17 protein-coding genes and 1 pseudogene are annotated in these 21,818 nt (G+C 57.8%); 8 read left to right on the top strand and 10 right to left on the bottom strand.

Going from position 1 to position 21,818, the window contains the following annotated elements; all coding sequences use genetic code 11:
• Nucleotides 1-75 precede the first annotated feature (75 nt).
• Nucleotides 76-495, bottom strand: coding sequence for a secondary thiamine-phosphate synthase enzyme YjbQ (locus VHE58_06260; protein ID HVS26888.1), 420 nt, complete (start codon nt 493-495; stop codon nt 76-78).
• 67 nt (nt 496-562) lie between these two features.
• Between VHE58_06260 and VHE58_06255 the strand changes: the two genes are divergently transcribed.
• The 3 genes from VHE58_06255 to VHE58_06245 are packed head-to-tail and all read left to right on the top strand — an operon-like array spanning nt 563 to nt 2,413.
• Entirely contained in the window at nt 563-1,627 is a 1,065-nt protein-coding gene (locus VHE58_06255; GenBank protein HVS26887.1) for a DUF2235 domain-containing protein, read from the top strand.
• Between the two features lie 4 nt (nt 1,628-1,631).
• Complete coding sequence (locus tag VHE58_06250; protein ID HVS26886.1) at nt 1,632-2,156, top strand: O-acetyl-ADP-ribose deacetylase; 525 nt, start codon at nt 1,632-1,634, stop codon at nt 2,154-2,156.
• Entirely contained in the window at nt 2,153-2,413 is a 261-nt protein-coding gene (locus VHE58_06245; protein ID HVS26885.1) for a DUF167 domain-containing protein, read from the top strand. The genes VHE58_06250 and VHE58_06245 overlap by 4 nt, the downstream gene beginning before the upstream one ends.
• 2 nt (nt 2,414-2,415) lie before the next feature.
• On the opposite strand, the gene VHE58_06240 is transcribed toward VHE58_06245, so the two are convergent.
• The 5 genes and pseudogenes from VHE58_06240 to VHE58_06220 all read right to left on the bottom strand — a co-directional run bounded on the left by VHE58_06240 (nt 2,416) and on the right by VHE58_06220 (nt 7,220).
• Complete coding sequence (locus VHE58_06240) at nt 2,416-3,174, bottom strand: SDR family oxidoreductase (GenBank protein HVS26884.1); 759 nt, start codon at nt 3,172-3,174, stop codon at nt 2,416-2,418.
• A complete protein-coding gene (locus VHE58_06235) occupies nt 3,171-3,815 on the bottom strand; it encodes a thiol:disulfide interchange protein DsbA/DsbL (protein ID HVS26883.1) in 645 nt (214 codons plus the stop codon). Before VHE58_06235 ends, VHE58_06240 begins: the two co-directional genes overlap by 4 nt.
• Before the next feature lie 24 nt (nt 3,816-3,839).
• A complete protein-coding gene (locus VHE58_06230; GenBank protein ID HVS26882.1) occupies nt 3,840-4,448 on the bottom strand; it encodes an SPOR domain-containing protein in 609 nt (202 codons plus the stop codon).
• Between the two features lie 20 nt (nt 4,449-4,468).
• Nucleotides 4,469-6,190, bottom strand: a complete 1,722-nt coding sequence (gene argS / locus VHE58_06225; GenBank protein HVS26881.1) for an arginine--tRNA ligase — start codon at nt 6,188-6,190, stop codon at nt 4,469-4,471.
• Between the two features lie 56 nt (nt 6,191-6,246).
• Nucleotides 6,247-7,220: pseudogene (locus VHE58_06220) on the bottom strand (integron integrase).
• A gap of 171 nt (nt 7,221-7,391) precedes the next feature.
• On the opposite strand from VHE58_06220, the gene VHE58_06215 reads away from it, so the two are divergent.
• The 5 genes from VHE58_06215 to VHE58_06195 all read left to right on the top strand — a co-directional run bounded on the left by VHE58_06215 (nt 7,392) and on the right by VHE58_06195 (nt 11,703).
• A complete protein-coding gene (locus tag VHE58_06215) occupies nt 7,392-7,856 on the top strand; it encodes a hypothetical protein (GenBank protein HVS26880.1) in 465 nt (154 codons plus the stop codon).
• Between the two features lie 60 nt (nt 7,857-7,916).
• The gene (locus tag VHE58_06210; GenBank protein ID HVS26879.1) at nt 7,917-8,597 is read left to right on the top strand and encodes an ATP-binding protein; all 681 of its coding nucleotides are present in this window, start codon (nt 7,917-7,919) and stop codon (nt 8,595-8,597) included.
• Nucleotides 8,598-9,191: 594 nt separating this feature from the next.
• Nucleotides 9,192-10,193 (top strand): NADP-dependent oxidoreductase, encoded by a 1,002-nt coding sequence (locus tag VHE58_06205; protein ID HVS26878.1) that lies wholly within the window; start codon nt 9,192-9,194, stop codon nt 10,191-10,193.
• A 68-nt stretch (nt 10,194-10,261) separates the two neighbouring features.
• Nucleotides 10,262-11,047, top strand: a complete 786-nt coding sequence (locus VHE58_06200; GenBank protein ID HVS26877.1) for an SDR family oxidoreductase — start codon at nt 10,262-10,264, stop codon at nt 11,045-11,047.
• A gap of 209 nt (nt 11,048-11,256) precedes the next feature.
• Nucleotides 11,257-11,703 (top strand): SRPBCC family protein, encoded by a 447-nt coding sequence (locus VHE58_06195; GenBank protein ID HVS26876.1) that lies wholly within the window; start codon nt 11,257-11,259, stop codon nt 11,701-11,703.
• A 128-nt stretch (nt 11,704-11,831) separates the two neighbouring features.
• Here the strand turns inward: VHE58_06195 and VHE58_06190 are convergent, their stop codons facing one another.
• From VHE58_06190 to gltB, 4 genes are all read right to left on the bottom strand, one after another.
• Complete coding sequence (locus VHE58_06190; protein ID HVS26875.1) at nt 11,832-14,006, bottom strand: primosomal protein N'; 2,175 nt, start codon at nt 14,004-14,006, stop codon at nt 11,832-11,834.
• Nucleotides 14,007-14,342: 336 nt separating this feature from the next.
• Complete coding sequence (gene hemE, locus VHE58_06185) at nt 14,343-15,404, bottom strand: uroporphyrinogen decarboxylase (GenBank protein ID HVS26874.1); 1,062 nt, start codon at nt 15,402-15,404, stop codon at nt 14,343-14,345.
• A 195-nt stretch (nt 15,405-15,599) separates the two neighbouring features.
• Nucleotides 15,600-17,021 (bottom strand): glutamate synthase subunit beta, encoded by a 1,422-nt coding sequence (locus tag VHE58_06180; protein ID HVS26873.1) that lies wholly within the window; start codon nt 17,019-17,021, stop codon nt 15,600-15,602.
• Nucleotides 17,014-21,699 (bottom strand): glutamate synthase large subunit, encoded by a 4,686-nt coding sequence (gene gltB / locus VHE58_06175; protein ID HVS26872.1) that lies wholly within the window; start codon nt 21,697-21,699, stop codon nt 17,014-17,016. The genes VHE58_06180 and gltB overlap by 8 nt, the downstream gene beginning before the upstream one ends.
• Between the last annotated feature and the right edge of the window lie 119 nt (nt 21,700-21,818).

The raw sequence follows: 21,818 nt of genomic DNA, 5'->3' as shown, positions 1-21,818 counted from the left end.
TACCTTCATTTAAAGACAGTTTATCCCGTGAAGCAATTTGCGGTAAGCCCTTATACCCTTTAGGAGCAGGGCGGTCTATTCCCCGATGATTTTTACCAGCACCCGCTTCGGACGCCGGCCGTCGAATTCACCGTAGAAAATCTGCTCCCAAGGGCCGAAATCCAGTTTTCCCGAAGTCACTGCAACCACGACTTCGCGCCCAAATAGCTGGCGCTTGATGTGGGCATCGGCGTTGTCCTCGCCAGTGTCGTTGTGGCGGTATTGCTTGATGGGTTGGTGGGGAGCAAGCCCCTCCAGAAAGCGGGTAAAGTCGCTGTGCAAGCCCCGCTCGTCGTCATTGACGAACACCGAAGCGGTAATATGCATCGCGTTGACCAGCACCAGTCCTTCCTTGACGCCGCTTGCCTTCAGCGCTTCCTCGACTTGCGGGGTGATGTTGATGAACGCTTCCTTGGTGGGGGTTTTAAATAGCAATTCCTGGCGATGAGTTTTCATTTTGTCCCTCCGCTGCTTGGCGCTAGAATGATAAGGAAAACGATACCTCAGATTCTCGGATAGAGCCATGCCTAAAGATATCATCGTTTGCGCCGACGGTACCTGGAACAAGCCGTCAGAAAAAGACCGCGGCAAGCCCGCACCGACCAATGTTTTCAAGATTTTTAAAGCGCTGGGCGGAACCAGCGGGCGCGAGTCAAAAAGCGAAGGAAAGGCGCTTTTTTACGATTCGGGCGTGGGCACCAATTTCGGCACGCGCATTCTGGGCGGCCTGCTTGGCATTGGCTTATCCGAAAACATCAAGGACTGCTATGAGTTCATCGTCAAAAATTACCAGGCAGGCGACCGGCTGTTCCTGTTTGGCTTCAGCCGCGGCGCTTATACTGCCCGCAGTCTGGGCGGATTCATCGTGGCGTGCGGGGTTTTGCGCGATGACCTGAACTGGCCGGACCAGGAGCGCAGGCAAAACATTCAGGAGGCGTATCTTGTGTACCGCCACGGCGATGCCGAGGAGAAGAAAGCGTTCAAACAGGCGCATTCCTACGATACTGACATCGAGATGATAGGCGTGTGGGATACCGTGGGCGCGCTGGGTATCCCGCTGATTTTCTTCAGGGGTATTAACCGCTGGATCGAGCGCTTTCATGACACCGCTCTTCATCCGCAGGTGAGGCACGGCTACCACGCGGTGGCGCTGGACGAGGAGCGCGCGGAATTCATGCCTACTTTATGGGATGACCGCGATGGGATTGAGCAGGTCTGGTTTTGCGGCGTGCATTCGAATGTCGGCGGCGGTTATGCGGACACCGGTCTTTCGGATCTGGCGCTGAATTGGATAATCGCCAAGGCCAAAATAAACGGACTCGGGTTTGACGGGAATACGCTTGCAGATTTGCGGCTGAAACCCAATCCTTGGGGCGAGCTGCGCAATTCGCGCCAAGGCATCATGGCGCTCACCAAAAGAAAAGTGCGCGATGTAAACAGCCTCGACAAATTCCCGAAGGTTCATTGGAGCGTGGAAACGCGCCTGGCATCATGCATCCCGCCCTACAATCCGCAGAGCCTGAAACTTACGCGGACCAATCCAGACAAGCCTGCCGATCCCTACACGGTGGTGCAAGACGAAGGGTGAAGCAATGCTTGCGGCAACTGATCGAATCAAGGTGGTAAAAGGCGATATTACCGAGCTCGAGGTGGATGCGATTGTCAATGCCGCAAACACTACGCTGCTCGGCGGCGGCGGCGTGGATGGAGCGATCCACCGCATAGCGGGACCGGAACTCCTTGCCGAATGCCGAACATTGGGTGGCTGCGAAACCGGCAAGGCGAAAATCACCAAGGGTTATCGCCTGAAAACCAGGCATGTTATTCACACGGTCGGGCCGGTATGGAAAGGCGGCAAGAGCAATGAACCGGAACTGCTGGCTTCCTGTTATCGCGAAAGCTTCAAGCTCGCAGTTCAGCATGGAATTCAAACCATGGCTTTCCCCGCCATCAGTTGCGGCGTCTATGGCTATCCAATCGAGCAGGCCTGCGCCATAGCCGCTGGAGAAACGCTGAAAGCGCTGGAAAAACAACGCTCGTTAAAGCAGGTGTATTTCGCGTGCTTTGATGAGCCGGTGTATCGGGCCTGCTTGTATGCTTTAGGCCGCCGTGCATGAAACTCAAAATCAAGGTGGTGCCCAAGTCTTCGCGAAACGCGGTTGCGGGCTGGATGGGCGATACGCTGAAAATCTGCGTCAGCGCCGCGCCGGAACAAGGCAAGGCGAACTTCGCGGTGCGGGAAGTTTTGGCCGAGGCGCTTGATTTGCCCAAGGACCAAGTGCTTATCGCCTCCGGTCACGCTTCGCCGAGGAAGGTCGTGGAAATTGCGGGAATCTCGGAAGCGGAAGTCAGGCAGCGGCTGGCTGCCGGGTAAAATCAGACATCGCGCGGCTTGCGCAGCGCTTTGGCAAACAGCCGATCATAGAGCCCGCCCGGCAGGATTTTCAGAAGGCGCCCGAGTACCGCCATCTGCCAGGGAATGACCAGGAACCGGCGTTGGCTCTCAATGGCGCGGATGATTTTTTTCGCCGCCGCTTCCGCGCTGATGATGAAGGGCATGGGGTAAGGGTTGTTCGCGGTCATCGCAGTGGCGATGTAACCCGGACAAACCGTGAGCACCGAGAGACCGCTGCCGTGAAGTTCCGCGCGCAGGCTTTCGAGATAGGTGATCGCGGCAGACTTGGAGGCGCAGTATGCCCCCACGCCGGGGAAGCCGCGAAAGCCGGCCACGCTGGCAATGCCCACCAACGTTCCCCGTCCTGCTTCGCGCATGGCGGGAAGAAAGGGCTGAAAGGTTTTGACCATTCCCATCACGTTGATGTCCAGGATTCTCTGAAACGCTTCGAGATCTTCGGCTTTTTCAGTGAGCGTGCCGCGGCTGATTCCGGCGTTGGCAATCACCACATCGGGACAGCCAAAGCGCGAAACGAAATCACCGGCCGCTTGCTGCATCGCCTGAGCATCACGCACATCAGCGGCGTAAGTGGCGACGGTCGCGGGGAGCGTGTTCTTGAGTCCGGCGAGGAGGTCGGCGCGACGCGCGATCAAGGCAAGTATCGCGCCCCGTCTGGCATATTCGCGCGCCAGCGTCTCGCCGATGCCGCTCGACGCGCCGGTGATGACAACTTTAATCAACGCTTGGAGGCCCGCGCCTCCCGCGCCTTGGCAATCAGCTCATCGAGCACCTTGATGGCGCTTTCATGCGAGCCGGTGAGTCCGGGGCCGGTGAGGTATTTGCCGTCCACCACCAGCGAAGGTGTGTTTTCCATGCCGTAAGCCAGGGTGAGCGTTCTCGCGTTTACCACGCGGTTCCTGACGGCGAATGATTCGTAGGCGTCTGCGAATTTCTTGCGGTCCACGCCGTATTTTTCCGCCCAGTCGAACAAGGTTTGCTCGTTGTTGAGATTGATGTTTTTCAGGTGAATCGCCTCGAATACCTCATTGTGCAGCCGGGCGAGCTCACCCAGCGCTTCCAGGGTGTAAAAAGTCCTGGTGAGCGGCACCCAGGAATCGCGGAACACGACTGGAACGAGACGGAAAGCGACGTCTTTGGGCATGCTGCTCTTCCACCTTTTGAGATAGGGCTCGAGATCAAAACAGTGCGGGCAGCCGTAGTAAAAAAACTCGATGACCTCGATTTTGTCGCCGGTCTCGGTGGGCTGCGCCGGAGTGATAAGGCGGTAATCCTTGTCGAGCCTGGGCTCTGCGGATGCGCCGGTGGTCATCCCGGTGAATGCCAACAGGCATGAGAGCAGCAGGTATTTAAGCAATTTCATTCACATCCCCGTTGGTTTTTGCGGCTAGCGAGCTTGAGCGTCGTGCACCTTGATGAGACTGGTGTCGATCCCGTTTTGTTTCAGAGCGGTGCGCACCCGGTTGATCTCGTCGACCTTGCTGTAGGGGCCGGCGCGTACCCGGTGCCACACGCTCTTGTCGGCGAGTGTCGCGCTCTGGATGCCGGTCTCCACCCCCAATAACGCGAGTTTGGCTTTCAGGTTGTCAGCATCGGTGAGATTCTGGAACGCGCCGGCTTGGACGAAATATAGGTCTTTGGAGGGTTCCTTTTGTTTGGCCGCCTGCCGCAGCTCCTGGTCGGTCACCGGCTCTTCGGCGCCGGGCAGGATTTTGTAGAAATCAAAGCGCGGCTTGTCCTTGGCTGAGGGGGCTTTGACCGATTTTTCCTCCTGCTTGGGCAGTGGAGCGGGCGGCTCGAGTTTAATTTCGGCGCCGAGCAGCACCGTTGGCTTTTCCTTGCTCACAAACGGGCTGGGCATTTTGTTGATGTACCAGGCGACACCCAGCGCGATACCCAGGCCCAGCAGCAAACCGATGAAAAGGCCGAGGAGAAACGGCCCCGCGCTCTTGCCCGAATTCGATTTGCTGGAAGTCTTTTTGTAATCGCGAGTCATTTATATATCCTGCGTATATCCTACATTTTTTCCGGACAGCTGACACCTAGCAAAGTCAGCCCGTTGCGCAAAACCTGCCGGATTGCGGTGACCAGAGCCAGGCGCGCGTTCTTGAGTTTTGCGTCGCCCACCAGGAACCGCGTGGCATTGTAATAGCTGTGAAACTCTCCCGCCAGTTCCTTGAGGTAAAACGCGATGAGATGCGGCGACAGCTCCCTTGCCGCGGCCTCCACCGTTTCGGGGTATTCCATCAGCCGCTGCATCAGCGCCAGCTCGTGGGTGCTGCTGAGGAGCGAAGTGTCGGCCTGCACCAGCGGTTCCGGATCCCCGCCCCATTCCGCAAGCACGCTGCAAATCCGGGCGTGCGCGTACTGCACGTAGTACACCGGGTTGTCATTGCTTTGTGATTTGGCGAGATCGAGGTCGAAATCGAGGTGCTGATCGCTTTTGCGCAGCACGTAAAAAAAGCGCGCGGCGTCGTTGCCGACTTCGTTTCTTAATTCGCGCAGGGTAACGAATTCGCCAGCGCGTGTGGACATCGAGACTTTTTTGCCCTGGCGGTAGAGCACCGCGAACTGCACCAGCGCGACGACAAGTTTATCCGCATCCAGCCCCAGCGCCTGCAGCGCGCCCTTGACGCGCGGCATATAGCCGTGGTGATCCGCCCCCCAGATGTCGATCACGCGCTCGAAGCCGCGCTCGAATTTATTCAAATGGTAGGCGATGTCGGAGGCGAAATAAGTGTATTCGCCGTTTTCCCGCTGCATCACGCGGTCTTTTTCGTCGCCGAATTGAGTGGACTTGAACCATTGGGCGCCATCCTTTAAATAAAGATGGCCGTTTTTTTCCAGCTGCGCCACGGCGCGAGCGACAGCGTTGTTGTCAAACAGCGATTTTTCGGAAAACCATTCATCGAAGGTCACGCCGAATTCGACCAGGTCTTTGCGGCAATCGTTCAATTGCTCGGTGAGGGCGAAGCGGTGGATGGAAGAATAGTCGTCACCCAGAAGTTTTTTGGCGCGGGCGATCAAGGCGTCCAGATGTGCTTCGGCATCCGCTGACACTGCGCTTTGCAACAAGGCTTTCGCTTCGCGCACATAACGCTTACCCTGGCTGTCAAAGATTTGTTTGGCCATGGCGCGCACATAGTTGCCTTGATAGGCATTTTGCGGAAAAGGAACGTGGACGCCGGCAAGCTCGAGATAACGCAGCCAGGTGGATAAGACGAGAATATCCATCTGCCGGCCGGCGTCGTTGACATAAAACTCGCGCCAGACTTTGTAGCCGGCGGCGCTGAGCACGTTGGCCAGGCTTGCGCCAAAAGCCGCGCCGCGCCCATGGCCGACGTGCAGCGGCCCGGTGGGATTGGCGGAGACGAATTCAACCTGGATTTTTTTACCCGCGCCAAGACGGCTGCTGCCGTAAGCTTCCCCGTTATTCAAAATATGCGGTATGACCCGCTGTTTGGCGGCGGGTTTGAGAAACAAATTGATGAAGCCGGCGCCGGCGATTTCCGCTTTTTCCACGTGGGGCGATGAAGGTAGCGCGGCGAGTAAAGCCGCGGCGATATCGCGCGGGCCGCGGCGCAATGGCTTGGCCAGCAGCAATGCGAGATTGCAAGCGTAATCGCCGTGGCTTTCCTGCTTGGGGCGATCAAGCTGAATCAGGGACGCTGGCTGAGACGGCGCGATTTTGCCCAGTGCCGCAGCAAAAAGTTGAGCCAGATGGGATTTCAAATCCAAGGTTTAATAGTTAGGGAACAAAGGGGTGTTATTATACCGCGAAGCCCTTCTCGGCCCTAAAGCGGGAGGGCATCAATCGGACTTTGCACGCCCTTTCCGCCGCGATTCATCACATGAGTGTAAATCATGGTAGTGCTCACATCAGAGTGACCGAGCAGTTCTTGTATCGTTCGGATGTCGTAGCCATTTTGCAGCAGGTGCGTGGCGAATGAATGACGCAGCACGTGGCTGCTTACCGGCTTGAGAATGCCTGCTCGCGTAGCCGCCTGCTTTACCGCGCGTTGCAAGGATTTCTCGTCAAGGTGATGCCTGCGGATGACGCCTGATTCGGGGTCGGCGGAAAGATTTTTCGACGGAAACACATTCTGCCAGCCCCATTGGTAGCCGGCGCGCGGGTATTTTACAGAGAGCGCATGCGGCAAATACACATCGCCGTGCCCTGAAGCAAGATCCAGCTGATGCAGCAGCCGGACTTTGCCGAGATGGTCGCGCAGCGGTTCGAGCAAACGCTCGGGCAGCACGGTTACGCGGTCTTTCCCGCCTTTGCCATCGCGAACGATTATCTGGCGATAGGCAAAATCCACATCCTTGACGCGCAACTGCAAACATTCCATCAGCCGCAGACCGCAGCCATAAAGCAGGCTGGCCATCAACCATTTTGATCCATCCAGCCCGGAGAGTAGCCGTTGAACTTCGCTGGGGGAAAGCACGGTGGGAAGCCGAACCGGTTTCTTCGCATGCTGTATTTGATCAAGCCACGCGAGTTTTTTTCCAGCACATCGCGGTACAGAAACAGCAAAGCAGAGAGCGCCTGATTCTGGGTAGCGGCCGCGACATTACGCTCGACGGCCAAGTGGTTCAAAAACTCCGTAATTTCCGTCTCCCCCATCTGTTCCGGGTGGCGCTTGTTATTGAAGAAAATGAAGCGCTTAATCCAGTGGATATAAGTGTCTTCGGTGCGGCGGCTGTAATGCCGGCAGCGGATTGCGGCACGGACCTGATCAAGCAGCTTGGGTTTTGCCGGTTGCATTAATGAATGGTGTTTATTGTCAATCACTTGTCTCATCATCTGGTGTGTTTTGCGATATTTTTTATCGCTTGAATCTCTATAACGGATTGAATTACTTGCAGGATGACACCGCAAAAGGCAGAATTCGCCAGATTAGGCACCACTTTTGGTGCCCATTTTTAGTTAGCTGGCATGAACTCAGCAGAGCGCCAATCCACCGTCGAGCTATCCGTATTCGAAGAGTTTCGGAGGAAGGCAGCGTTGTCGATTGTGCCGGACTCCGTTACCAAGCATTCGGGTGAATCCGAACCAGATATAACGTGCATGATTGAAGGTGAAGGCACCGTTGCATTCGAACTCACGGAGATTTGCGAAAGCACGCTCGCTGCCAACATATCCGCTCTTCTAAAGGGACGCGGAGAGATCGTGCTATCTATCTCAGACCCTTCTGCCTCGATCGCACGCAAGAAACTGGCCAAAACCTATCGCACAGACCGACCGCTTGAATTGCTGTGCTATACCAACGCGCGCGTTGTGGCAACGGACGACATGATTCTCGCGTCGCTTCGGCAGCAACTTGATGCACAGGACGGTCCGTATCGTCGCGTTTGGCTCTTGGGGGAGAAATCACTCTATGAAGTCTGGCGTGCCAGCTAACCCCCGCGTCGAGAACGACGCTATCGCGCGTCTCACGCGGACACGTTAGTTGTCACCAAGATGGCCCAAGACGCTCTGACGGGACGGCTCAAGAATCACGAGGACAACTTCGTCGAGCGCAAGCCGGACGGCGTCAATGCCTCCGAGATCAGGCAGACGATCACAGCATTTGCGAATAGTGTGCCTCCCGACAGTTCGGGGGTTCTCTTTATCGGTGTACACAACGACGGAAAGATTCAGGGCGTTGAGAACCCGGACAAGCTCCAAAAAACGGTCCGAGAGCAGTGCGAACGCGTGTGTTATCCGCCCATCGCATTTGCTTCAGAGGTGTTGAACGTAGATGGCAAGCCCGTGCTCGCGGTTGTAGTTGCTCACAGCAAGAACCGCCCGCATTTCTCGGGACCGGCCTTTGTGCGCCGCGGTTCAGAGTCCGTAGCAGCGTCTCTCGAGCTCTTTGAAGAGCTAATTGCAAGTCGCAACGACAAAGTCGCTGCAATCCTTCGCATGCGTGGCGGGCCTATCACAGTCATCTGTGTGCAGCACAAGCTCGGGAGCACAGAGCACATAGCCGACCAGCGCTACCGGACGCGTAGCGATTGTGTCGTTCAGAGCTGTGACGCCCATACCCTCCGCATGAGAGATACTGGGTCAGATCGCAATATCACTGAGCCACTGGAACTTGTCACCGTGAGCTACGACGAGGAAAGACATCGACCAATGCTGGTTATCAAGGGGCAATGACGGTGACAACTAACCCCCCAGCCAACCCGGACGCGCGCGCGAGCGTCGTGCTTCGCCAGGGGCGGTGGGCGCGCGCCGGTTGCTGGGAACGTTAGTTGGCATTGGGAAAACCACTAGGAGTGACGAACATGCCAATGAAGGCCCTTCCACCGACCGAACTCGCGCGCGTAGTGGCAGACTACGACGGGATTCGGCAGTCCGTCCAAACACTCGGACTTCGCATGGTGCCAATTCCACGGAAACCCAAGGACCCAGAACGAAAGCTCATCGAACTCGAGGCGCGAGGTCATTTGAAGATAAACTTCACGCGTCGTGGCTACACAGTCGTTTGGGCGCTATGCTTGGAACCTCAGGTCGGCTACGTGTTGGTTTACCGCCAGCGTGGGCGCGGCACTCCGGCACCTCGGACCGAGGGTCATTGGGGGTATCGCAACTTGCCGCAGAAGCATGCTGCCAACTAACCGCCGCATCGAGGCGGACCTTCGCAAGCGGGCTTCGCCCGCTCGCTTGGCCGCTCATGCGGGACGTTAGGCGCTGCTACGCGCATGCTGTGAACGCAGCCATTAGGTCCGAATACCTCGAACACAGGGAAACATGAGAGCACTTGTCTTCAAACGTTATGGCGGACTGGATCAGGTCGCGTTTGCTGACATTCCTCGACCAGTGCCCAAGCCGAACGAAATTCTCATTCAGGTCCACGCTGCTGGCTTAAACCCGGTCGAAAACAAGATCCGGAGTGGAAAAATGAAGGCCATCCTCCGGTTTCAGTTACCGGCCACGCTGGGCAGCGATTTGGCAGGTGTAGTGGTGGAGGTGGGCGGTAGTGTCACCCGCTTCAAGCCGGGCGATGCTGTCTTCGCCAGCATCCATGGGCTACGCATGGGCGCTCTCGCTGAGTTTGCGGTTGTAGCCGAGAACGCCGCCGCGCTGAAACCAGCACACCTGGACTTCGTGCAAGCGGCCTCCATGCCGATGGTCGCACTGACGGCATGGCAAACGCTTAAGGAGCGTGCACACATCAAGCCCGGCCACAAGGTATTCATCCCCGCAGGCGCTGGAGGCATTGGCACGTTCGCGATCCAGCTCGCGAAATACCTCGGAGCCAAGGTGGCGACGACGACCAGCGCCGGCAACGTGGATCTGGTGCGGAGCCTGGGAGCCGATGAGGTGATCGATTACCAGAAGCAAAAATTTGAGGATGTCCTGCGGGATTACGATGCCGTCCTGGACACCCTCGGGGGCGAATCGCTTGAGAAATCCTTCCAGATTCTGAGGCAGGGGAGCATCGTCGTCTCGATCGTCGGGCCACCTGACGCCGCGTTCGGTCGGACGCGGGGCATGAACTTTCTCATGGTGTTCGCGCTGTGGTTGCTGAGCTATAAGATGCATCGCCTCGCCAAGAAACGAGGCGTCGAGTATTCATTCCTGCTCGTGAATCCAGACGGTAGCCAACTCGCAGAGATCGGCGAGCTTCTCAAGGTGCGGAACATTCGGCCGGTGATCGACAAGGTATTTCCGTTCGATCAAGCGAAGGAGGCGCTTGCGTATCTCGAGATGGGCCGGGCCAAAGGGAAGGTCGTTGTCCAGATGAAGTGAATCGGTCAGTCCTACTCCGGGCCGGGTCGCTGAGCTTGGGTCGTTAGGCGTCGCTACAGGTGAACGAAATGACGGCAATAGGCAATTCATGGGTTCTCATCACGGGCGCATCGAGTGGCTTCGGCGAGGAGTTTGCCCGCCAATATGCCGGGCAAGGCCATTCTCTGGTTCTGGTGGCGCGCCGGCTGGACCGGCTTCAAGCACTCGCCAAGGCATTGCTCCAGGAGCACCGCATTGAGGTCATCGTGGAGCAGGTGGATCTTTCAGATGTTGCGGCAGTCATCCAACTGCATCAGCGGCTCCGCGAGCGAGGTATTTCGATCGACATCCTGATCAACAACGCTGGCCACGGACTGCAGGGTCCGTTCCTGGATGGCCAGTTGGACGCGACCCTAGCGATGGTGGAGCTGGATGTGGCGAGCCTGACCGCCGTCACCCACATCTTTGCGCAAGACATGAGGAAGCGAGGACGTGGAAAGATCCTGCTGGTCGCCAGTCTGCTGGCCTACCAAGGTGTGCAGAACTTCGCCGTCTACTCAGCGGCCAAGGCCTACGTGTTGCGCCTGGGTGAAGCCCTTCATCGCGAACTCAAGCGGGATGGCGTCACGGTTACGGCGCTTTGCCCGGGCATGTCGGACACCGGATTCGCCACCGCGGCGCAACAGAAGATCACGCCCGGGTTGAAGCTAGTGATGATGCAGCCGGCCCCCGTGGTGCGCGCCGGTATCCGCGCGTTGCAGGCCGGACGCATCAGCGTCGTCCCAGGCTGGGCCAACAAGGCCTCCGTGATTTTCATGTGGGCCACGCCACGCTGGCTACACCAAGCCATTTTCTCTCGCATCATGAACGCATGAGCAGGCGGTATGGGACAAGCTCCCAGAGTACGTTTCGGTCAACCGTTTGGCTAGCAATGCCGCCTAACAGCGCGTTGTTGACCGACGCCTGCCTAACAGCGCTGCGCGCTTTGTCCGGCGCGGCAAAACGCGAACGTTGGGCGGCGATCGGACATCGCAGAGCATTTATTATTGCATCACAACACCGCGCATCGAAAGGAAACGAAATCATGTCCACAAACACCATCCGGCTTCACCGCGTACTCCGAGCTACGCCTGAGAGAATCTATCGGGCGTTTCTCGATGCCGACGCAATGGCCAAATGGCTTCCACCGAATGGTTTTACCGGCAAGGTTCACCGTATAGATGCGAAAGTCGGCGGTACCTACAAGATGTCGTTCACAAACTTCACCACCGGCCATAGCCACTCGTTCGGCGGAAAGTATCTTGAACTGGTGCCATACGAACGCATTCGTCACACGGACAAATTCGACGACCCGAACTTGCCCGGAGAAATGCAGACGACTGTATCCTTGAAGAAGGTTTCTTGCGGTACTGAGGTGAGCGTAGTGCAAGAAGGGATACCTGATGCCATTCCGCCCGAGGCCTGCTATCTCGGCTGGCAAGAATCGCTCACCCTTCTCGCACAACTCGTCGAAGCCGAGATTCCCGGCTAGCGTTGATGATGCCTAACCTTTCACTCCACCGGACGCCGGCACGCTGCGCTTGCCGGTACCCTCATCGCTCATCGGTTGCCGGTGAGCGCCGGCGTTAGCGCCATGGTCAAGCTGGCTGGCGTACCCAGTTAAAACTCCAGCGGGTCCACATCCAATGCCCAGCGCACTTTTTTGCCTGCCGTTTCCGCAAGCCTGGCGTACCATTCTTTCAAAAACGCCTGGAGTTTTTTGCGCGAAGCGCTCTGCACCAGCAATTGCCCGCGCTCGCGGCCGGCAAGGCGTTGCATCGCCGCCGGCACCGGATCGTAAACAGTGACGTCGTGGCGCAGCCGCGAGGCGATTTTTGCCGCATCTTCAAGATAAGACATGACCGTGGTCAGGCAGGTCGCCTCGGCGCGCAGCAGTGCTTGGTGCACGAAGGGCGGGAATCCCGCATGTCTGCGTTCGGCCAGCAGGGTTTTGGCGAAGGCGGAGTAATCATGCCGCTGCAGAGCTTCATACAAGGGGTGGTCGGGAAACTGCGTCTGAATCAGCACTTCGCCGGGGATTTGCGCGCGCCCGGCGCGCCCGGCGACTTGCATGAGCTGGGCGAACAGCCGCTCTGACGCGCGGAAATCGGTGCTGTACAAGGAGCTGTCCGGATTGAGGATGCCGACCAGGGAGAGCTGGGGAAAATCGTGGCCCTTGGCCAGGATTTGGGTGCCGACCAGAATGTCCACTTCATGGTCGCGTATGCGCTTGAGCATTTCCGGCCAGGCGAGCTTGCGGCGCGTGCTGTCGCGGTCAATGCGCAGAACGCGCGCGCCGGGAAACAAGGCGGACAAAGCGCTTTCCACCCGTTGCGTGCCCTGCCCCAGCGGCAGAAGGTCGGCGTTGCCGCAGTTCGGGCAGGCGGCGGGCACGCGTTCTTCATGGCCGCAGTGATGGCAACGCAGCTTTTTTTCCCGCAAATGCAAAACCAGCCCGGCGGCGCAGCGCGTGCAGCCGGAAATCCAGTTGCATGCGGTGCACATCAGCACCGGCGCGTAGCCGCGGCGGTTGAGGAAAATCAGGCATTGCTCGCCGCGTTCCAGCCGCTGCCTGATGGCGCCAATCAGGGGCTCGGACAGGCCTTCGTTGAGCTTCAGACGGCGTATGTCTATGCAGCGCAATTGAGGCAGCAGCGCATTATCCACGGCGCGCTGCGCGAGTTTCGCCAAGCGGTAGCGGCCGGAAAGCGCGTGCTGGTAGCTTTCCAGCGCCGGCGTCGCCGAGCCGAGGATGACCGGTACATCCGCCTGCTTGGCGCGGAAGATGGCGACATCGCGCGCGGAATAGCGCAAACCGTCCTGCTGCTTAAACGAAGCGTCGTGCTCTTCGTCAACGATGATGAGCCCGAGCTTGGGAATGGGCGTGAACACCGCCAGGCGCGTACCTAAAATCACCTGCGCCTCGCCGGATTGGGCAGCGAGCCAGTTCTCCAGCCGCTCGCCGTCGTTCAAGCCGCTGTGCAGCGAAACGACCCGGGATTGCGGAAAACGCTGCTTGAGCCAGGCTTCGAGCTGTGGCGAAAGATTGATTTCAGGCACCAGCAGCAGCGCCTGCTTTTTTTCCGCCAGCGCCCGTGCGATCCGATTGAAATAGATTTCGGTCTTGCCGCTGCCGGTGACGCCAAACAGCAGTGAGCAGCTGAATCCGGCGAGTTGAATTGATTCAACCACGCCGGCTTGTTCCGCCGTGAGTTGGGGCGGGTTGGCGGGTTGGCCGGGAGGGCGGGAGGAGGCTGCCGCGACTTCGTACGCCCAGCCCAGGGTGATGAATTCATTGAGCACCTTGGCCGCGCCTGGCGAAATTTGGCGCAGCTCTTCTTTCTTTAATGCCCCGCTTTCAAGCCGCTCGAATAATTTGCGTTTCACCGCCGCTTTTGCCGGCAAAGCAGAAGGGTCGAGCTTCCGCCCCGCCTCGGTTAAGCAAAAGACACCGGAGGTTTTGCGCGTAATCGGCCGGTTGCGGCGCAGCCGGGCCGGCAGCGCATTGATCATGACCTGACCCAGTGGATGGTGATAGTAATCGCTGCAGAATTTGAATACGTCCAGGATTTGCGCACCGAGTGGGGAGATGTCGTGGAAAACCGACACAATGCGCTTTAAGCGCTGCGGCACGATGTTGGATTTTTCCGCAATGTCCACCACCACACCCACCATTTGTTTTTTGCCAAACGGCACCAGCACGCGCAAGCCGATGTGTTCGCGCGTTAAATCCGGCGCGAGGTAATCAAAAAACTTGTCGAGCGGAACGTCGAGTGCAACGCGCGCGATGCTCATGCGGGAAGAACGAGGTTAAGGAAATTTTTTACAGTGAATTCTACCTAGTTCGACTAACTTCTTTACGCAAAAAATTATTTTTTTATGCACAAATTCGGTGGACAACTTTGTGAATAAAAATTTGAATCAGCTGATAACTGCTCTTCCGGCAAGGGCTTTGTTGTTTTGCTTAAAATTTAGGCTTTAAAATAATACTTATAAATCATCATGTTAAAAACAAAGAGAAAAAGCCTTATTGGGCAAGGGCTTTGGTTGGGGAGAGCAAATGCCGATGTGCATAAGTAAAGTGCGTGAAACCACACTCGATTTTTTGTGAAACACTTTTTAACCCTTGTTTCAGTGACGGTTTCTGCTTAAGTGGTGGACTGCTTCCACCATTGCCGCGACATTTTCCGGTGGCGTGGTTGGCATCACGCCGTGACCGAGATTGAAAACATGGCCGGGACTTTCGCCGAAGCTCCCCAGAATTTTTTCCACTTCCTTGGCGATGATTTCCGGAGAAGAAAGCAGCGCGGCAGGATCGAGATTACCTTGTAGCGCGACTTTATGGCCCACGCGTCTGCGAGCAAGACCGATGTCGGTAAGACTATCGAGGCTCACGCAATTGCAACCGGTAGCGGCGATGCTCTCCAGCCACTCGCCGCCGCCTTTGGTAAAAACAATGCTGGGCACTCGCATACCATCACGCTCGCGGATCAGGCCGTGCAGCACTTCTTCGATGTAGCGCAGCGAAAATTCGTGGTAGGCGTGGCTTGAGAGTATCCCGCCCCAGGTGTCGAAGATCATCACCGCCTGGGTGCCGGACTCAATTTGTGCGTTCAGGTAAGCGGTCACTGCGCGAGTATTCACCGCCAGAATGTGATGCAGCAGGTCGGGACGGCGATAAAGCACCTCTTTGACCTGAGGAAAATCGGGGCTCCCGCCGCCTTCGATCATGTAGCAGGCGAGCGTAAAAGGGCTTCCTGAGAAGCCGATAAGCGGCACACTGCCGCCCAGCGCTTTGCGGATTTGGCTTACCGCATCCATTACATAACGTAAGTGCGAGTCAGGGTCGGGCGCCTTGAGTTTCTCGATTTCCCGCTCGTCGCGCAAGGGTTTGGCAAGCTTCGGCCCTTCGTTCTCGACGAAATAAAGGCCGAGGCCCATGGCGTCGGGAATGGTGAGAATGTCGGAAAACAGAATCGCAGCGTCCAAATTAAATCTTGCCAAAGGTTGCAGCGTGACTTCGCAGGCGAGATCGGGATTTTTGCACAACGCCAGAAAATCCCCGGCGCGTTTTCGGGTTTCATTGTATTCAGGAAGATAACGCCCGGCTTGGCGCATCAGCCACACCGGCGTATAAGGAGTGGGCAGGCGCAGCAGCGCGCGCAGCAGGGTGTCGTTTTTAAGTTTTGACATAGTGATTTAACCGCAGAGGACGCGGAGAGCGCGGAGGAAAACCAAATTAAAAATTCTGAATTAATGATTTTGGGCCCAGTTTTGCCGAGATTGCGTCATCAATTTAGAACAAGACCCGTGTCTACGAAAAATTTACTCTGCGTCCTCAGCGTCCTCCGCGGTGAATGCTTTTGATTTTTTAGTAAGGGCTGCGGATTAACGTGGCAAATCCGAGCTGCCCATCAGGAACTCGTCCACCGCCCGGGCGGCCTGGCGGCCTTCGCGTATCGCCCATACCACCAGCGACTGCCCGAGGCGCATATCGCCCGCGGCAAACACTTTGGAAATTGAAGTCTGATATTTATTGGTATCGGCCTTGACGTTGCCGCGCGGGTCGAACTCCACGCCGAGTTCCTGCAGCATCCCTTCGTGCACCGGGTACAAATAGCCCATCGCCAGCAGCACAAGGTCCGCCTTCACTTCAAATTCGGTGCCCGGGACCCCCTGCATCTTGCCGTTTTTCCATTCCAGCTTTACCGTGTGCAAAGTGGCGACATGGCCGCCTTTTCCCGAGAAGCGCTGGGTGGCAATGGCAAAATCGCGGTCGCAGCCTTCTTCGTGGGAAGAAGATGTGCGCAGTTTCATCGGCCAGTTGGGCCAGGTAAGCGATTTGTTTTCCTGTAGCGGGGGTTGCGGCATCAGCTCGAAATTGGTGACGGAGGCCGCGCCCTGGCGGTTGGAGGTGCCGATGCAGTCGGAGCCGGTGTCGCCGCCGCCGATCACTACCACATGCTTGCCTTTGGCGGTGGTTTGATTGGGAATGGTGTCGCCGGCGTTGACCTTGTTTTGCTGCGGCAGGAATTCCATTGCAAAGTAAATGCCTTTTAAATCCCTTCCCGGCACTGGAAGGTCGCGCGGGTGTTCCGATCCGCCGGTCAGCACTACCGCATCGAATTCGTCGAGGAGCTTTTTCGCGGGATAGTTCACGCCGATGTGGCAGTTCACGCGGAATTCCACGCCTTCGGTGCGCATCTGCTCCATACGGCGGTCGATATGGTGTTTTTCCATCTTGAAGTCGGGGATGCCGTAGCGCAAAAGCCCGCCGATGCGGTCGCTTTTTTCGAACAGCACCACGTCATGGCCGGCGCGCGCCAGTTGCTGGGAACAGGCCATTCCGGCGGGCCCGGAGCCGACCACCGCTACCCGCTTGCCGGTTTTGCGCGCGGGAATCAGCGGCACCACCCATCCCATTTCCCAGCCCTTGTCGATGATGGCGTGCTCGATGGATTTGATGGTGACCGGATCGTCGTTGATATTGAGCGTGCACGCCGCTTCGCAAGGCGCAGGGCAGATGCGACCGGTGAATTCCGGGAAGTTGTTGGTGGAATGGAGTACCTCTAGCGCTTCGCGCCAGTTCTGGTGGTAAACCAGATCGTTCCAGTCAGGAATAATGTTGTTGATGGGACAGCCGGTCTGGCAGAAAGGGATGCCGCAGTCCATGCAGCGCGCCCCCTGCTTCGCCATCTCGGCATCAGGCAGATGCAGGTAGAACTCGCGGGAGTTACGCACCCGCTCAGACACAGGAAGAGCGGGGAGATCGTGCCTGGCGATCTCCATGAATCCGGTGGTTTTACCCATGCTGCGCGATTCCAGCCTTGGGTTGCGCTCCTTCCTGAGCTGCGGCCATTTCCTTCAGGGCGCGCCGGTACTCGGTCGGCATCACCTTGACGAACTTGGGCAGGTATTTCTCCCAGTGGTCGAGAATTTCCTTCGCCCGCTGGCTGCCGGTGTAATGCAGGTGCTTTTGAATCAGAACGCGAAGCAGCCGCTCGTCCGACTGCCCCAGCTGTTTCACATTGACGCGGCCATGGCTCTCCAGGTCACCGCCGCCGAGCTCTTCCATAGCCTGCGCTTCCTCGGGCACGGCTTCCAGTTCCACCATCGCCAAATTACAGCGGCGCTCGAAGTCGCCTTCTTCATCGAGCACGTAAGCCGCGCCGCCGCTCATGCCCGCGGCGAAATTGCGGCCGGTGTAACCCAACACCACGATGGTGCCGCCGGTCATGTATTCGCAGCCGTGGTCGCCAACGCCTTCCACCACGGCAATCGCGCCGGAGTTGCGTACGGCGAAGCGCTCGCCGGCGACACCGCGGAAATAGCATTCGCCGGAAATCGCGCCGTAGAGCACCACGTTGCCGACGATGATGTTCTGCTCGGGAACAATCGGGCAGTTGGCGGGCGGATAGACCACGATGCGCCCGCCCGAGAGGCCTTTGCCCACGTAGTCGTTGCCTTCGCCTTCCAGTTCCAGCGTTACGCCATGCGCGAGGAAAGCGCCGAAACTCTGGCCCGCAGTGCCTCTGAGCTTGATGTAAATCGTGTCGTCCGGCAGGCCTTCATAACCATAGCGTTTGGCTACCTCACCGGAAAGCATTGCACCGACCACGCGGTTGGTGTTGCGAATAGGGCTCTCAATGGCCACCGGTCGCCGGTGCTCGAGGGCAGGCTTGGCTTCGGCGATGAGTTTGTGGTCGAGCGCTTTTTCCAAGCCGTGATTTTGTTTTTCGCAATGGTATCTCGCCACGTCCGCCGGTACGTCGGGTCGGTAGAAGATTTTCGAGAAATCCAGCCCTTTGGCTTTCCACTGGTCCACGGCTTTCTTTACGTCCAGCATGTCGGAGCGGCCGATCATCTCGTTGAAGGTGCGGAAGCCCATCTTTGCCATGTACTCGCGCACTTCCTCGGCGACGAAGAAGAAATAATTCACCACATGCTCTGGCTGGCCGGTGAATTTCTTGCGCAGTTCCGGATCCTGAGTGGCAACGCCCACCGGGCAGGTGTTGAGGTGGCATTTGCGCATCATGATGCAGCCTTCCACCACCAAGGGCGCGGTGGAAAAGCCGAACTCATCCGCCCCGAGCAATGCGCCGACCACGACGTCGCGGCCGGTCTTCATCTGGCCGTCTACCTGCACGGTGATGCGACCGCGCAGGCGGTTGAGCACCAGCGTTTGCTGCGTTTCGGCCAGCCCCAGTTCCCAAGGCGTGCCGGCATGCTTGATCGAACTCCAGGGGGACGCGCCGGTGCCACCGTCGTGGCCGGCAATCGTCACGTAGTCGGATTTGGCCTTGCATACCCCTGCGGCAACTGTTCCCACTCCGACTTCGGAGACCAGCTTCACGCTGATGCTGGCGTGGGGATTGGCGTTTTTCAGATCGTGAATAAGCTGCGCCAGGTCCTCGATGGAATAAATATCATGGTGCGGCGGCGGTGAAATCAATCCCACACCCGGTACCGTGTGGCGCACCTTGGCGATGTAGGCGCTCACCTTGTAGCCGGGCAATTGCCCGCCTTCGCCCGGCTTCGCGCCTTGGGCAATCTTGATTTGCAGCTGGTCGGCATTCACCAGATATTCGGTGGTGACGCCAAAGCGTCCGGAGGCCACCTGCTTGATGGCGGAGCGCAGTGAATCGCCTGGCTGCACCGGTATGTCCACCAGCACCCCTGGCATGGTGTCGGCGAGCATGCCGCCTTTGGTAATGGGCCTGTAGCGCAGCGGGTCCTCGCCGCCTTCGCCGGTGTTCGACTTGCCCTTGATGCGGTTCATGGCAATCGCCAGCGTGGTATGCGCTTCCTGCGAAATCGAGCCCAGCGACATGGCACCGGTGGAGAAACGCTTGACGATTTCCTTGGCCGGCTCGACTTCTTCCAAAGGAATCGGATTGGGCGATTCCTTGATCTCAAACAGGCCGCGCAAAGTCATCAGCCGCTCACTTTGTTCGTTGATGAGCGCCGCATATTCCTTATAAGTCTTGGAATTGTTGGCGCGAGCTGCATGCTGGAGTTTCGCTATGGATTCCGGTGTCCACGTGTGTTCTTCGCCGCGCACGCGGTAGGCGTATTCGCCACCCGGATCGAGCGCGTTGCGGTAAAGCGGATGGTCGCTGAAGGCAAGCTTGTGCATCCGCACGGTTTCTTCTGCCACTTCGAGAATTCCGATGCCCTCTACCTGGCTGGCGGTGCCGGTGAAATACTTCTGCACGAAGGCGCTGTTCAGCCCTATCGCCTCGAAAATCTGCGCGCCGCAGTAGGACTGGTAGGTGGAAATGCCCATTTTGGACATTACCTTAAGCAATCCCTTGTCAATTGCCTTGGTGTAGCGCTTGACCGCTTCCTTGTAGTTCAAGTCCCTGGGCGCGAAATCGTCCAGATGCGCCAGCGTCTCGAATGCAAGATAAGGATGAATCGCTTCGGCGCCGTAGCCGGCGAGCAAGGCGTAGTGGTGCACTTCGCGCACCGAACCGGTTTCAACCACCAGACCGGTGCTGGTGCGCAGCCCTTTTCTCACCAAATGGTGATGCACCGCCGAGGTGGCGAGCAACGCGGGAATCGCCATGTTTTCCGCACCAACCTCTTTATCGGTAAGCACGATGATATTGCACTCTCGACGCACGGCTTGTTCCGCTTTTTCGCACAGGGCATCGAGCGCTTTTTCCATTCCCGCCGCGCCTTGCGCCGCGGGATAGCAAATGCTCAAAACGCAGGAGCGGAACGCACCCTTGGTGTGTTCGGCGATGAGCAGGATCTTGCCCATGTCTTCGCTCGTCAGCACCGGCTGCTTGACTTCCAGCCGCTGGTTCGGAGTGGTGACGTCAATGCCCAGTAGATTCGGACGCGGGCCGATGAAGGAAACCAGCGACATCACCAATTCCTCCCGGATGGAATCGATCGGCGGATTGGTCACCTGCGCGAACATCTGCTTGAAATAGTTGTAAAGCGGTTTCGGCCGGTCGGAAAGTACGGCCAGCGGTGAATCATTGCCCATCGAACCCACGGCTTCTTCACCCACCGCCGACATCGGCGCGAGGATGAATTTCAGGTCTTCCTGGCTGTAGCCGAAAGCCTGCTGGCGGTCGAGCAGTGTAGCCCCGGCTTCAATCTGGTATCCCTGCCCAGGCAATTCTTCCAACGCGATTTTGGATTGGTCGATCCAGGCGCGATAAGGCTTGGCTGAAGCAAGCCGCGCTTTCAATTCGGCATCGTCGATGATGCGGCCGGCTTCGAGGTCGATGAGGAACATCTTGCCCGGCTGCAGCCGCCATTTCTTGATGATTTTTTCCTGCGGGATGTCGAGCACGCCCATTTCCGAGGCCATTACCACGATGTCGTCGTCGGTGATGAGGTAGCGCGCCGGCCTGAGTCCGTTGCGGTCGAGCGTCGCGCCGATTTGCCGGCCGTCGGTGAACGCCACCGCGGCAGGACCATCCCATGGCTCCATCAACGCCGCATGATATTCGTAGAACGCATGCCGGCTTTCATCCATCAGTGGATTGCCGGTCCAGGCTTCGGGAATGAGCAGCATCATGGCATGCGCCAGCGAGTACCCGCCCGCGACCAGCAGTTCCAGCGCATTGTCGAAACACGCGGTATCCGACTGGCCCTCGGCAATCAGAGGCCAAAGTTTTTCTAAATCCTTGCCTAAAAGCGGCGAGGAAATGGCGTGGCGGCGCGCCGCCATCCAGTTGATGTTCCCGCGCAGCGTGTTGATTTCGCCGTTGTGAGCGATCATGCGAAACGGATGCGCGAGCTCCCAGGTCGGGAAAGTGTTAGTGGAGAAACGCTGGTGCACGAGAGCCAAGGCGGAAACCATGCGCTGGTCCTGCAAGTCTTTATAGTAGGTGCCCACCTGATTCGCGAGCAGCATGCCCTTGTACACCAGGGTGCGGCTCGACAGCGAGGAGATGTAGAGCATTTTGCCGTCGGCAAGATTGAGCGAGCGCACCGTGTGTTCGATTCTCTTGCGGATGACGAAGAGTTTTCTCTCGAAGCTATCCTGGTCTGGGCAGTTGCTGCCTCTGGCGATGAAAATCTGGCGCGCCAGCGGTTCCTGCCGCTTGGCGTCTTCACTGATCCCCTGGTTGCTGGTGGGCACATCGCGCCAGCCGAGCGCTTCCTGGCCTTCTTCGGCGACGATTTGCTCCATGAGTTTTTCGCAGGCGGCGCGGCTGTCTGTCGCGTGCGGCAGAAACACCATACCCACGCCGTAGCTGCCGCTCTTCGGCAGCGTGCGCTTCAGTTTTCCGCACTCGGCGCGCAGGAAAGCGTCGGGCAGCTGAATCAGGATGCCGACGCCATCGCCCAGGAGCGGGTCCCAGCCGGTCGCGCCCCGGTGGGTGAGGTTGACCAGAATTTGCAAACCCTTCTCGATGATGGCGTGGCTTTTTACTCCCTTGATATGGGCAATAAAGCCGACCCCGCAAGCATCATGCTCGCGGGCGGGATCGTACAAACCCTGTTTTACGGGAGGATAGCTCACCTTTTACCTCGTGAATCTGCGGTCAGGACGACAAAGCCGGACTTTAAACAGCGGGCAACTCGGGATTTTGCCAGACCCGGAATTTAAAGCGGAAGCGTTTAAGTTTACATCTTCCAATG

The organism is Burkholderiales bacterium (assembly GCA_035543335.1).
In the GTDB taxonomy this organism is placed as follows: domain Bacteria; phylum Pseudomonadota; class Gammaproteobacteria; order Burkholderiales; family JAHFRG01; genus JAHFRG01.
The sequence above is the reverse complement of the archived record's forward strand: the minus strand, read 5'-3'. Positions and strand labels throughout refer to the sequence as shown.